The organism is Methanolacinia petrolearia DSM 11571 (assembly GCF_000147875.1).
Taxonomy (GTDB): Archaea; Halobacteriota; Methanomicrobia; order Methanomicrobiales; family Methanomicrobiaceae; genus Methanolacinia; species Methanolacinia petrolearia.
The window spans coordinates 410,862-422,888 of record NC_014507.1; the positions used below are offsets into that span (position 1 = coordinate 410,862).

The 12,027-nt window shown below is 47.2% G+C and carries 13 protein-coding genes and 1 tRNA gene; 2 read left to right on the forward strand and 12 right to left on the reverse strand.

Annotated features, from left to right (window positions below):
• Nucleotides 1-179 precede the first annotated feature (179 nt).
• Nucleotides 180-1,973: a PAS domain S-box protein gene (locus MPET_RS14350; protein WP_013328351.1), complete on the forward strand. Its 1,794-nt coding sequence runs from the start codon at nucleotides 180-182 to the stop codon at nucleotides 1,971-1,973.
• A gap of 39 nt (nucleotides 1,974-2,012) precedes the next feature.
• On the opposite strand, the gene MPET_RS02025 is transcribed toward MPET_RS14350, so the two are convergent.
• The 9 genes from MPET_RS02025 to MPET_RS02060 form a co-directional block, all read right to left on the reverse strand.
• Nucleotides 2,013-2,084, reverse strand: a tRNA-Arg gene (locus MPET_RS02025).
• A 52-nt stretch (nucleotides 2,085-2,136) separates the two neighbouring features.
• Nucleotides 2,137-2,571, reverse strand: coding sequence for an ACT domain-containing protein (locus tag MPET_RS02030; protein ID WP_013328352.1), 435 nt, complete (start codon nucleotides 2,569-2,571; stop codon nucleotides 2,137-2,139).
• A complete protein-coding gene (locus MPET_RS02035; protein ID WP_048130935.1) occupies nucleotides 2,571-3,842 on the reverse strand; it encodes a phenylacetate--CoA ligase family protein in 1,272 nt (423 codons plus the stop codon). The genes MPET_RS02030 and MPET_RS02035 overlap by 1 nt, the downstream gene beginning before the upstream one ends.
• Nucleotides 3,843-3,865: 23 nt before the next feature.
• On the reverse strand, nucleotides 3,866-5,158 hold the full coding sequence (locus MPET_RS02040; protein ID WP_013328354.1) for a phenylacetate--CoA ligase family protein: 1,293 nt from the start codon (nucleotides 5,156-5,158) through the stop codon (nucleotides 3,866-3,868).
• A 237-nt stretch (nucleotides 5,159-5,395) separates the two neighbouring features.
• The gene (locus MPET_RS15235) at nucleotides 5,396-5,539 is read right to left on the reverse strand and encodes a hypothetical protein (RefSeq protein ID WP_187287574.1); all 144 of its coding nucleotides are present in this window, start codon (nucleotides 5,537-5,539) and stop codon (nucleotides 5,396-5,398) included.
• A 128-nt stretch (nucleotides 5,540-5,667) separates the two neighbouring features.
• Nucleotides 5,668-6,336 carry an amino acid ABC transporter permease gene (locus tag MPET_RS02045; RefSeq protein WP_013328355.1) on the reverse strand — a complete coding sequence of 223 codons (669 nt, stop codon included), beginning with the start codon at nucleotides 6,334-6,336 and terminating at the stop codon, nucleotides 5,668-5,670.
• A gap of 7 nt (nucleotides 6,337-6,343) precedes the next feature.
• Nucleotides 6,344-7,093 (reverse strand): amino acid ABC transporter ATP-binding protein, encoded by a 750-nt coding sequence (locus MPET_RS02050; protein WP_013328356.1) that lies wholly within the window; start codon nucleotides 7,091-7,093, stop codon nucleotides 6,344-6,346.
• The gene (locus tag MPET_RS02055) at nucleotides 7,090-7,800 is read right to left on the reverse strand and encodes an amino acid ABC transporter permease (protein WP_013328357.1); all 711 of its coding nucleotides are present in this window, start codon (nucleotides 7,798-7,800) and stop codon (nucleotides 7,090-7,092) included. Before MPET_RS02055 ends, MPET_RS02050 begins: the two co-directional genes overlap by 4 nt.
• Nucleotides 7,801-7,949: 149 nt before the next feature.
• Nucleotides 7,950-8,759 (reverse strand): transporter substrate-binding domain-containing protein, encoded by an 810-nt coding sequence (locus MPET_RS02060; protein WP_013328358.1) that lies wholly within the window; start codon nucleotides 8,757-8,759, stop codon nucleotides 7,950-7,952.
• Between the two features lie 242 nt (nucleotides 8,760-9,001).
• On the opposite strand from MPET_RS02060, the gene cas1 reads away from it, so the two are divergent.
• Nucleotides 9,002-9,937, forward strand: a complete 936-nt coding sequence (cas1, locus tag MPET_RS02065; RefSeq protein WP_013328359.1) for a CRISPR-associated endonuclease Cas1 — start codon at nucleotides 9,002-9,004, stop codon at nucleotides 9,935-9,937.
• Nucleotides 9,938-10,136: 199 nt separating this feature from the next.
• Here the strand turns inward: cas1 and MPET_RS02070 are convergent, their stop codons facing one another.
• The 3 genes from MPET_RS02070 to ilvC form a co-directional block, all read right to left on the reverse strand.
• On the reverse strand, nucleotides 10,137-10,460 hold the full coding sequence (locus MPET_RS02070) for an acylphosphatase (RefSeq protein ID WP_048130512.1): 324 nt from the start codon (nucleotides 10,458-10,460) through the stop codon (nucleotides 10,137-10,139).
• 101 nt (nucleotides 10,461-10,561) lie between these two features.
• Nucleotides 10,562-10,756 (reverse strand): hypothetical protein, encoded by a 195-nt coding sequence (locus tag MPET_RS02075; RefSeq protein ID WP_013328361.1) that lies wholly within the window; start codon nucleotides 10,754-10,756, stop codon nucleotides 10,562-10,564.
• Between the two features lie 68 nt (nucleotides 10,757-10,824).
• Entirely contained in the window at nucleotides 10,825-11,814 is a 990-nt protein-coding gene (ilvC, locus tag MPET_RS02080) for a ketol-acid reductoisomerase (RefSeq protein WP_013328362.1), read from the reverse strand.
• Between the last annotated feature and the right edge of the window lie 213 nt (nucleotides 11,815-12,027).

A 12,027-nucleotide genomic window follows, 5' to 3' on the forward strand; every position in this document is an offset into this window, starting at 1 on the left:
ATTTCATTATACAATGATTTAATCCGTGATGTTCCCGGTCTCGCCGGATAAAGTCCTTCATTGTTTTAATCTACTGTCTTTATAATAGAAAATGATCAACACTTTTAATAACAATGGGGGTAATGGGGACTTTCCCGATAGATCTCTGCCTTCTTTAGGCAGTAGCAGATGATAAAAACATGGCGCCGCTCTCCATAATATATATTGACGATGATCCGCATCTTCTTGAAATTGGTAAATCCTTCCTTGAGCAAAGTTGGGAGTTTTCCGTTAAAACATTCACTTGCGCTTCTGAGGCGGCAGGTGATATGCTCTCCGGGGAACATGCCGATGTCATTATCTCGGGATCTTTGGATGGAATCAGTATATTCCATACCCTTCGGCAGCACGGGATTACAACACCTTTCATTCTTTTCACAGGTGACGGGCGCGAAAATACCACAATCAATGCATTGACCGGCGAAAACGTCTTTAATGTCCGTAAAGTGGGGAGCCCCGAACAGCAGTTCGCTGATCTCTGCAAGGTGATCCTGTGCGCCGTCGGTAAAGGTACTAAAGATGCACAAGAAAAAAACGTGGAATTGTACAGATGGTTATCAGAAAATGCGCCTCCCGAGATCTTGGAGAACCTCAATGAAGTATTCTACGTCTTGAATGTAGACGCTACTGTTATCTATGTGTCACGTAATATCAAACCGATATCCGGTTATTCTGCTTCCGATGTGATCGGGCGATCCTATGTTGAACTTGTTCACCCCGAAGATATAGACGGAAGGCTTTCCCAGTTCCTTTCAAATCTTTCCGGAAGCAACGAAGCAACAGAATATCGCTTCCTTAAAGCAGACGGCAGTGCTGCCTGGGTGAAGACGGCTGCCCGTCCTATATTCATTGAAGGCCGCGTGATCGGGATTCAGGGCATTCTTACAGATATAACCAGCCTGAAAACGATGGAAGAGGCATTGCGGGAGAGCGAAGAGCAGTACCGTGACCTTGCGACGAATGCACCGATCGGTATACTAACCTGCGATACCGAAGGAAACCTTACTTACATAAACCAGCGCGGTCTGGATCTTATCGGATCTCCGGGGGAAGAGGAAACACGAACTGTTAACCTCCTGGAATATCCATCTTTGATCAATATCGGATTTTCAGAGATGCTTCAGAAATCCATAGATTCAGGTTTTTCCATTCCTCCGTTTGAAGGAGAATATTGCAGCAGATGGGGGAAAAAAGCCTACTATCGTGTACATATATCTCCTATTATCAACCAGGAAATTGTCACAGGAGCCAGGATTATCCTGGATGATATCTCCGAACAAAAATTATCCGAGATCGCTCTAGATAAAGCAAACAGAAAACTTAAACTTCTCTCTGAGATTACACGCCATGATATTCTTAACCAGATCATGGTGGTTCAGGGATACACCGAATTCGCAGAGGAGTTGAGTGTCGATACCGTTCAGACGGATTATCTCAGGAAGGTAAAGGATGCGGCGGCAGCCATCCGTCGCCATACCGATTTCGCAAGGGAATACGAACGTCTGGATGTGGAAAAACCGGTCTGGCTCTCACTGGATGATATCATTGGAAAGATGGATGATTCGCCAATTCCCATTATTTACGACTGTTCTGATATCTCGATTCATGCCGATCCGATGGTGGAGCGCGTCTTTTTGAACCTGATGGACAATACCATCCGCCATGCCGACGGGGCTACCTGCGTGCGGATCGGGTGTTCAATGGCCGGATCCGGCCTTCTGATCCTCTGGGAAGACGACGGCTACGGTGTCCCTGAAGACCTGAAGGAGCGGATTTTTGATCGTGGTTATGGGAATAACACCGGTTTCGGTCTTTTCCTCGCACGGGAGATCCTCGGGATAACCGGTATTGAAATCACAGAGAAAGGCGTAGCGGGTGAGGGAGCGAGATTTGAGATTCTTGTGCCTGAAGGAGGGTACAGGTTGACTGGTTAATAAAAAGTTTCCAAAAAAGGCTTTTTTTAATTATTAAAGCGGATCCAGCGGGAATTGAACCCGCGTCTTTGGGTTCGAAGCCCAAAAGGATATCCTCTACCCTATGGATCCATTAACACTACTGGTTGGTTCTTTTTTGGGAAAAAGGTTTGTTGAATCTGATTTAACGGAACATTTCAGCTTTGAGCAGGTCCGCTCCGCATTTTATCAGCTTTTCGATGGCCTCATCTATGCGATCCACCCTGAGTATAAGAACCGCGGCTTCCTTTCCGGAGTAGGCATATGAATATTCTATATTGATCTCCGATTCCCCGAGTATCCTTGCGATATCGAAGAGACCGCCGGGTTCGTCCTTCATCCTGACTGCGATTACATCGGTGAACGAGACCATAAAACCTATTTCGGCCAGTTTTTTAAGAGCCGCTTCCGGTTTATCTACAAGCAGGCGTACGACCCCGAAGCCTTTCGCCTCTGCAATGGAAAATGCGAAGATGTTAATTTTTTCATCCTGCAACGCTCTTGCTATTGCGGCAAGTCTTCCCGGCTTGTTCTCGGAGAATACCGAGATCTGCTTTATGATATGATCATTCTTTTTCATCAGTTCATCCTCCTGTCGATTACACGTTTTGCCTTTCCCTCGAATCTCGGAAGTGATCCCGGTGCGGCAAGTTCCACCCCGACGCTTACGTTGAGCGAGTTCCTCAGGACATGTGATACATTTCGGCGGATCTCGTTTATATCCTCTACCTTGTCAGAGAACGCCTCGGGATTCATCTCAACCTGGACGAGCATCTCATCGAGTGCTCCCTTCCTGTCAACTATGATCATGAAATGGCCGGAAACTTCCGGAATTCCGAGAAGTGCATGTTCAACCTGCGACGGGAATACGTTTATTCCCCTGATGATCAGCATGTCGTCAACACGGCCCTGAAGCCTGTCGATTCTCGGGTGGGTTCTTCCACAGGCACAGACCTCGGTGTTCATCGAGGTAATGTCTCCTACCCTGTAACGGATCATCGGGAGTGCCTCTTTCTGGAGGATGGTCATGACAAGTTCCCCCTTCTCGCCTTCAGGGAGGTTTTCGCCGGTTTCGGGGTCTATAACTTCGGTGTAGGCAATATCTCCCCAGATATGGATTCCGTTCTGCTCGGCGCAGTCGCAGAACATCGGGCCTGACATCTCGGATGTTCCGAAGATGTTGTGGGCTGTGATGCCCATTTTGTCCTGAATATACTTCTTCATCTGCACCGACCAGGGTTCTGCACCGAGTACGGCCGTCCTGAGATCGGTGTCCTTGTCGATCGAGACACCCATCTTGTCGGCAACCTCGCCTATGTGTACCAGGTAGGATGGCGTGCTTGCGATTGCCGTGACCCTCAGGTCCTGCATAAGCTCGATCTGGCGCTCGGTGTTGCCTACGCTCGTCGGGACGACGGTGGCACCGACTCTCTCCGCACCGTAATGAAGTCCCAGTCCTCCTGTGAACAGGCCGTAGCCGTAGGAGACCTGCATGACATCCCCGCGTCCTATTCCGCATCCGGTAAGCGCTCTTGCAAGCGATGTGGTCCAGATCTCGAGATCATTCTGGGTATATCCGACGACAGTCGGTTTACCTGTTGTTCCGGAGGAGACATGGTACCTGACCAGTTCGTCCTGCGATGCAGTGAAGATCTTGTCGGGGTAGTTGTCTCTCAGGTCGCTCTTGTACATGAAGGGCAGTTTTTTGACATCATCCAGTGACCTGATATCATCGGGATGAACGTTGTGCTCCTTCATCCTTTTGTGGTAGAAATCCGAGAAGCTATAGAGCCTGTATACAAGCGTCTTCATCCGTTTGTACTGAAGTTCTGCAAGCTGTTCTACCGGCATCTCCTCAATTCGCGGGTCCCATTTCAAATTGAATCACCTCTCCTGTCAATTACGCGTTTTGCTTTTCCCTCAAATCTCGGGAGTGAATCATGTTCAACAAGGTTTACCTTTGTTCTGAGATTAAGTGTCTCTTTTAATGCATGTATAATTTTTTTCTGAATTGTTTCAAGATCTTTTAATTCCCCGGAGAAGTATTCCTTCTTGATCTCGACATCTATTGTCATCTCGTCAAGGTGGTTTATCCTGTCGACATAGACCATGAACTGATCGCCGACCTCCGGGAGGGATCTTAGGACGTGCTCTATCTGTGAGGGGAATACGTTGATACCCCTTATTACGAGCATATCATCGCTTCTTCCGGTAAGGCGGGCGATTCTTGCTCCACGGCCGCATGGGCATTCGTCGTCGAGAATGCAGGTGATATCTCCTGTCCTGTACCTGAGAAGAGGCATTGCCTCCTTAACAAGCGGGGTCACGACCAGTTCGCCGCGTTCGCCTGGTCCGAGCACCTCCTCAGTTTCAGGATCTATGATCTCGATAAGATAGCAGTCGTGCCAGAAGTGAAGGCCGTTTCTCTCCGGGCATTCGAATGCTGCACCGGGCCCGTACATCTCGCTCATCCCGTAGGAGTCGTAGGCCGTGACTCCTAACTTCTGCTCCAGGGTTTTTCTCGTATTTTCCGACCACGGTTCTGCGCCGAAGAGCCCGGTCTTAAATGTCTCAAGCGTATTTCCCATGGCTTCCGCAACTTCGGCAAGGTGCATCGCATAACTCGGTGTACAGTGAACTGCCGTGACACCGAAATCGTCGATCATTTCGATCTGTCTTTTTGTATTTCCGGTCCCGCTTGGGATGACTGTCATTCCTATCTTCTCGGCGCCGTAGTGAAAGCCGAGTCCGCCTGTAAAAAGTCCGTAGTTAACGGCATTCTGGAATGTGTCTTCGTCGGTCAGGCCTACCATCGTCATGTTTCTTGCAATAAGCCCTGACCAGTTGTCGAGATCCTTTCTTGTATATCCGACGACAGTGGGTTTGCCGGTTGTTCCGGATGTCGTATGAATTCTTACGATCTCTTTTTTCGGGACGGCCATGAACCCGAACGGGTATCCTCCCTGCAGATCTTTTTTTGTTGTGAAGGGGAGTTTTGATACGTCGGTTATTTTATTGATATCATCCGCGGAGACATTCTTTTCCTTCAGTATGGTTTTAAAGAAGGGGACCTTTTCGGCCTGCCTGATGGTCCAGCGGAGCCTTTTGACCTGAAGATCTTCAAGGGCCTTCCCGCGAAGCGTCTCCATCTCCTTGTTCCAGAACATTTTCTTCCAAGTATGGTACGCTATGGCATGGCATGAAGGTTTGGAATTGTGCCGTTAGATAAAACCGGTTCCTGTAAAGGGAGGGGGAACAAGTCCCTCTCCCTCTCACCCTCCCCCTGATCGCGATAAGTCGCAAAGGGGATGGACAAGCATCCCCTTTTGCTCCAAAAGTTTTTTTGAATCAACTTTAAAAACGCGGATCATGGATCGATTTCTATTTTATTTTTCCGGCCGAGGCTACCCGGACGGGTAGCGTCCAGGCCGGGTTATCGCAATAGCGTAGAACCCTGAGGTCAGGGCGTGTCCGCGAAGCGGACCTGCGCAAGGGTTGCCGACCGAAGAGATGCTGCCCTTTGGAAACCTGGGGCGACCTTCGTTCACCTTTGAAAAATAATTATATTGTAGAGGAATTGTCGTCCTTTCAAAGCACAGGGTGATCCGCCGGTCACCTGTGAAAAAAATGGAATAAAGGAAGGGCTTGCACTCTTTTTGATCCCTTCCAAAAAAAATCAGTGTCCCTGGGTTCCCGGAACAGCGAACTTCTTCTCCAGCATTCCCGCCCCTACTGTAGTTATGGTTACAAGTATGAGGTATATTGCGCCGACGAAGATGAAAGTCTCGGTATATGTAAAATATTTGGTTGCGATCAGTTTTCCTGCTCCTGTCAGTTCAACCAGTGTCAGCATGAACGCAAGAGAGGAGTACTTGATCAGGTAGATAAACTCGTTTGAAAGCCCCGGGATAGCTCTTCTAAGTGCCTGGGGAAGCACAATATAGAATATCGACTGGTACTTCGTCATCCCGAGTGAGCGTGCCGCGATTATCTGTCCTTCCTTGACTGATTTGATTGCCCCCCTGATATATTCAGAATTATAGGCAGCATTGCACATGATGAAGCCTATAACCGAGGCTTCGAATGCGGTGAAAGTAATTCCTATAGAGGGAAGGGTGAAATAGAGGATGAATAGGAGAAGAAGAAGCGGACAACCCTTGACAAACATCGCAAATGCTTTGCACAGAAATGATGTGCATCTCCCGCCGTATGTCCTGCCGATTGCGACACCAATCCCTGCAAGGAGGCCGAAAGGAGCAGAGACTACTATTAGCTGGACAGTGACAACAAGCCCTGTCAGAAGTGCCGGAAGCAGTATCTCTGTGATAAATGTCAGGTTCTCCATGATTATTTCAGTCCGCTTTCATTCCTAAACCGCCGATGAACTGTTTTGTCCTTGAGGTATCTTCACCTTCAAGGAGTTCTCCCGGACTTCCTTCTTCGACGATATTACCATTCTCCATGAATATTATTCTGTTTGCGACGTTGCAGGCAAAGCCCATCTCATGGGTGACAACAAGCATTGTCATTCCTTCCTGCGCAAGTTTCTTCATGACTTCAAGAACTTCACGTGTGAGTTCGGGGTCAAGGGCGGAGGTCGGCTCATCAAACAGAATGACGTCAGGATCCATTGCAAGCGCACGTGCGATCGAGACTCTCTGTGCCTGTCCGCCAGAAAGTTCGGCCGGGTAATGATCCGCCCAGTCCTCCATCCCTACCTGCCGGAGTTCATAAAGAGCCTTCTCTCTGGCCACTTCAGGTTTCATTCCCTTAACTTTTATCAGTGCGATCTCAACATTCCTGACTGCTGTCAGGTGGTCGAAGAGACAGAAGTTTTGGAAGACCATTCCGATCTTCTGCCTGAAGTAGTTGATCTTAGATCCTGAGTTTGTGACTTCCTCGTCTCTCAGAAAAACCTGCCCTTTTTCAGGAACTGTAAGCTGGTTAATACAGCGTAAAAGCGTACTTTTTCCCGTACCTGAAGGTCCGATAAATACAAGTGTTTCTCCTTTTTTGACATTGAATGAAACACCCTTCAGGACCTCAGAGTTCCCGTATTTCTTGTGGATATCTTCTACTCTCAGAATATATTCTTCACTCATAGGAACACCTGCTTTTCATCTCCGCTTCCGGAAAATCCTGGTATTGCAATCCTGTTCTCAAGAATAAGAAGTCCCTTTGTCCCTGCATAATTAAGGATGATGAAGAGAACTGCACATACCAGATAAATTGTGTATTCATATGTCTGTGATGCGATCTGCGAACTTCTTGTCAGCAGTTCTGCAACTCCTATCGCATAACATACCGCGGAATCGGTAAGTATGTTGGGGTATTCGTTCGACCACCCTGGAAGAGCGATCCTGAAAGACTGCGGCAGGATCACATTTTTTATTGCGGAGAGTTTTGTCATCCCCAGTGATCTTGCGGCTGTCATCTGCCCTTCGCTTATTGACTGGATGGCGCCCCTGAATATCTGTGACTGGTAGGCTGCACCTCTCAGGCCTAAAACGATAGCGCCAACGAAGAACGGGGCGAGATCCCCCATTCCCATAAGAGGAAAGATTCCAAAGTAGAACAGGAATAACAGAACAAGGATCGGAAGTCCCCTGAAGAACCAGACAAAGACGGCGATAAAAGCCTTCATAATTTTATCAACCCATCTGATCCCTGTGCTGTAGACCTGACCAATTGCCATAGGAAGGCCGATGATCACGCCTAAACCCAAACCTGCTGCAGTAAGCCCTAAGGTCACAAAAATGCCGGTAAGTAGGTAAGGGGCCCAGTCGATAAGAATTGATATTAGATCCATGCAGTATTCCCTTGACAGCAAACCGGCTATGCAGTCTGGCAGTATTACTCTGCCTGCATTTTTAGACTTAATCTATATTTATTCTGCCGATTTTTAAAAGATAGCCGAATAATTATCAGATGTTGAAAATAGGTTGAATTTTTGGTAAATTATTCTACCATGCCATACTCTGTCTTGAGTTCTTCCCAGTATGGATCTGCCATGAGCTGGGTGAGGCCGTCGTTGATAGTCTCAAGAAGTTCTACATCGGACTTCCTGATTGCAACACCGTATTCCTCGTTTGTATCAATCTCCCCTATGATTGAGAGGGGCTTTCCTTCGATTGCCTCAAGCATCGGCGGCTTGTCGTATATTGCAAAGTCTATCCTCTGGTTCTTTAGATCCTCTGATACCAGTGGGAAGGTAGAATAGGTGTTCTTGAAATTTTCAGCGGGCATGATACCTGTATCAATAAGGTTCTCTTCGACCCACTGTGCTCCGGAAGTTCCGCTCTGTGCACCGATGATGTACTTTCCGCTCATAAAGTCGTCCATAGTGTAGTTGTTTACATCATTGATTGCAACGGACTGGTTGACCTTCCAGTAGGGGATCGAGAAGTTGACCTGTTCAAGCCTCTTGTCTGTAATAGTCATTCCCGAGTAGACCATATCGATCTTTCCTGCCATAAGGGCAGGAATAATTCCATCCCATGCGACGGGTATAATCTCGACTTCGAATCCTTCCTTTTCAGCGATCCATTTTATTGAATCTACATCAAAGCCTACAGGATTCCCATCCGTGTCGACATAGCTGTAAGGCTTGTATTCACCGTCTATCCCGACGATATATGTCGTCGTCTCCTCCACGTTCACCCCGTCCGTGGATGTCTGGTTCTCACCGGATGTATCGGTACATCCTGAAAAAACCATAGCCAGTGCAAGAATCAGCACCAGAATTGCACCATAAACCTTCACGGTCATGAAGGAAACTATCGCCAAAAAGAAATATAATCATTTTGACTTGATTTTTTGCAAAAAAATCCGTTAAATCAGTCGATGTAGGTTAAAATATTCCATTTAACCTTATTATTCCTGATATTCTGTCGGAGATGATCGACGCATGCATAGTGTTACAAATGGAAAGAGAAGTTTGCGATGTTCAAACGATGGCTTAATGTATTTTTTTACCGATTTATTTATTAAGTTTTCAGGAGTTTTTTGCGATGTTCAGTCCAGATATTCCATGGCATGTAGTGTGGGGTTTCGGGGGCCATATCAAGTCCACGGCAACAACACTCATTATCCTGAATAAATCTGATGTCGAAGAGATTCCTATAAAATCCGTCGATCACCTGCTTGTTGTGGGAGGCCATAATATCCATACTTCCGCAATAATTCATCTTTTAAGGCAGAATTCATCGGTTTCGTTCTTCGATGCCGACGGTACACCCGTAGGAGTTCTAAGGCCCTTCGGGAGAAAACCCGATGAGGAGATGGCAGAACTCCAGTCAGAAGTTTCTTCCTATAACAGCGCCGCTGAAATTGTACGGTCGTCAATAAAGGCGAGGATTATGATGATCGAAAAAGCTGGTGGTGAAATAGACCGGGAACTCTATTACAAGGGAGAGGACGAGATCCTTTTCACGAGCCTGGAGGAGATCGACTATCTCATAAAGATGGAAGAGCTTAGAAGAATCCAGAAATTTACTTCTGACATGTATTATGAGATTATGGGGAGATGTCTTACTCCGTCTCACGGGTTTAAAAGAAGAACATCCCGCCCGCACGTGGACCCTGTAAACTCTCTGCTTTCGCTTGGCTATTCGATCCTTTTCGGGAACTGTTGTGTGCCGCTTGTAGGTGCGTACCTTGATGTCGACAAGGGAATTCTTCGCGAGGGGACAAATTCTCTTATTCTTGATCTTATAGATCCTTTGAAGCCTTTCATGGTGGATTCTGTTGTATTTTCAATTGCACGCGAATACCTTACGGATGATATGTACGAAACAAATACGAAGAGGTGCCATCTTGATCAGGGAACTCTGCGTTTGTTATCCAATGCTCTTAAAAGTTCAATTGATCAGAGGAAGATCGAGGAGAACGTAATGTCCTACCGCGATTCGCTTATAAACAGAAGACCGCTGAGGTTTTCTTACTGAGTCAAATTTCTGAAATAAATGAGGGAAAATCGTTCCGCTAAAAGATTTTAAGAAGCCCGTGTGTTGGATAAAGGCTGGCGATCGAAAGTCCCCTTAGGTTTCGAAAGGGCGACAGCCCTTAGGCTCAACCATTTTCATCTGTGAGCGATCTTTCCTGCAAAATTTTAACAAAAAAGTCTTTGAAAAAGAGAAAAAATTTTCAGTAAACCCTGACGATCTCGAAATCTTCGTAATCCATTGGCTCTTTTTCATAGATGTCAATGTCTCTTATATGTGCTCTCGGGCATTCCTGAAGGGACGAGAGGAATTTGTCAATAATTATATCGTCTCCGCTCGCCCTGATACAGACCCTGCCGTCTTCAAGATTCATGACTTCACCGGTTATCGAAAGCTGCGAAGCTATCCTCCTGACGCATGCCCGGAATCCTACGCCCTGAACTTTGCCGGTAACATATGCCTCTATTGTTTTTAATCTTGGGGTCTGCTCTTCAGTTATCCCGGAAGCATCTGTATCCTGAGCCATAGCCATATGGTTTTTAATCCCGGTTCATATTAAAACTGTCATTTAGAATAAATGTGTCAGTCCGGTCTCCTGATGGAGTGCCTGAAAAAATGTATTTGTGCTTATTCGAATGCCACAAGTGTGGCGCAAAACTCTGTTTCCAGTTTATGAATCTTTTCTAGTTCGCATTTTGAAAGTGATGAATACCTGCCTGAAGATTCGAATTCACTATATGCAACGAGTATCAGGCCCAGGTATTCCTCGCACTGCCTGAGATCTCTCATCTGCTCCTTTGAAAGTGTTGCATACCTGTTCATGATTATTCTGTCCCCTGGAGCATTATTAAACGTACCGGGAAGCAAAAAAATGTTTTAGTTTAAGTCACTTATTTACGGAACTGGGGCATCATGCCTCTTATCTCTGCACCCACCTTCTCGATAAGGTGCTCTTCGTCCGCCCTTGTGAGTGCGTTGAACATCGGTCTGTTGACGGCATTTTCAAGCATCCACTCCTTTGTGAAGGCGCCTGACTGGATCTCTTTTAGGATCTGCTCCATCGCCGCCTTGCTCTCTGCACCGATTACTCTTGGGCCCCTTGTAATGTCTCCGTACTGTGCGGTATTGGAGATCGAGTCTCTCATCTTCGTAAATCCGCCTTCGTAGATCAGGTCCACGATCAACTTCATTTCGTGAAGGACCTCGAGGTATGCCATCTCCGGAGCATATCCTGCCTTGACGAGCGTCTCGAATCCCGCCTTGATAAGCGAGGTTGTTCCGCCACAGAGAACCGCCTGCTCTCCGAAGAGATCAGTCTCTGTCTCCTCGCGGAACGACGTCTCGAGCACGACAGCTCTTGTTGCACCGATACCTTTCGCGTAGGCAAGGGCGATCTCTTTTGCCTTTCCGGTATATTCCTGGTGGATAGCGATCAGTGCGGGGACACCCTTTCCTTCCTCGTATGTCCTCCTGACCATATGCCCGGGGCCTTTGGGCGCGACCATAATGACATCGACGTTGGCCGGCGGGACGATCTGCCCGAAGTGAATATTGAATCCGTGTGAGAACATCAGGCATTTGTTCTCGGTGAGATATGGCGCGATCTCGTTTTTGTATACGATCCCCTGGATCTCGTCGGGGAGCAGGATCATGATAATGTCGGCTCTCTCTGCGGCCTTTGAAACGTCGAGAGCTTCGAGCCCGTCGGCTACTGCCTGATCCCTGCTTTTGCCGGGCCTTATGCCGATGATGACATCAAGACCGCTGTCTCTTAGATTTAAGGCCTGTCCTCGTCCCTGGGAGCCGTATCCCATAACGGCTATTGTCTTTCCGGACAAATTCCCCAGATCAGCGTCCGATTCGTAATATTTGTTGATCATTGATTTCTCTCCTGTGTGACGGTTTAATATATGTGATGATATGTTATCTTGTTTGCTCAGGCCTTTTTCTGCCATGGGTGTCGGCAGATTGCAGGCCGGTTTAAAGCCGGAATATGGTGTGTTTCCGGTATAAATTATTGGGTGTCGTGAGAGATAAGCATTCTTGTCCTGCGGTTCAGATGTTGGAGGATTTCACCATCTTGTGGTGCGCCA

Excerpts from the sequence above, each read along its gene's own strand:
- MPET_RS14350 (WP_013328351.1), top strand. The coding sequence starts at position 180 with ATGGCGCCGCTCTCCATAATATATATTGACGATGATCCGCATCTTCTT.
- MPET_RS02030 (WP_013328352.1), bottom strand. The coding sequence starts at position 2,571 with ATGAAAAAGAATGATCATATCATAAAGCAGATCTCGGTATTCTCCGAG.
- MPET_RS02035 (WP_048130935.1), bottom strand. The coding sequence starts at position 3,842 with ATGCCGGTAGAACAGCTTGCAGAACTTCAGTACAAACGGATGAAGACG.
- MPET_RS02040 (WP_013328354.1), bottom strand. The coding sequence starts at position 5,158 with ATGTTCTGGAACAAGGAGATGGAGACGCTTCGCGGGAAGGCCCTTGAA.
- MPET_RS02045 (WP_013328355.1), bottom strand. The coding sequence starts at position 6,336 with ATGGAGAACCTGACATTTATCACAGAGATACTGCTTCCGGCACTTCTG.
- MPET_RS02050 (WP_013328356.1), bottom strand. The coding sequence starts at position 7,093 with ATGAGTGAAGAATATATTCTGAGAGTAGAAGATATCCACAAGAAATAC.
- MPET_RS02055 (WP_013328357.1), bottom strand. The coding sequence starts at position 7,800 with ATGGATCTAATATCAATTCTTATCGACTGGGCCCCTTACCTACTTACC.
- MPET_RS02060 (WP_013328358.1), bottom strand. The coding sequence starts at position 8,759 with ATGACCGTGAAGGTTTATGGTGCAATTCTGGTGCTGATTCTTGCACTG.
- cas1 (WP_013328359.1), top strand. The coding sequence starts at position 9,002 with ATGTTCAGTCCAGATATTCCATGGCATGTAGTGTGGGGTTTCGGGGGC.
- MPET_RS02070 (WP_048130512.1), bottom strand. The coding sequence starts at position 10,460 with ATGGCTCAGGATACAGATGCTTCCGGGATAACTGAAGAGCAGACCCCA.
- MPET_RS02075 (WP_013328361.1), bottom strand. The coding sequence starts at position 10,756 with ATGAACAGGTATGCAACACTTTCAAAGGAGCAGATGAGAGATCTCAGG.
- ilvC (WP_013328362.1), bottom strand. The coding sequence starts at position 11,814 with ATGATCAACAAATATTACGAATCGGACGCTGATCTGGGGAATTTGTCC.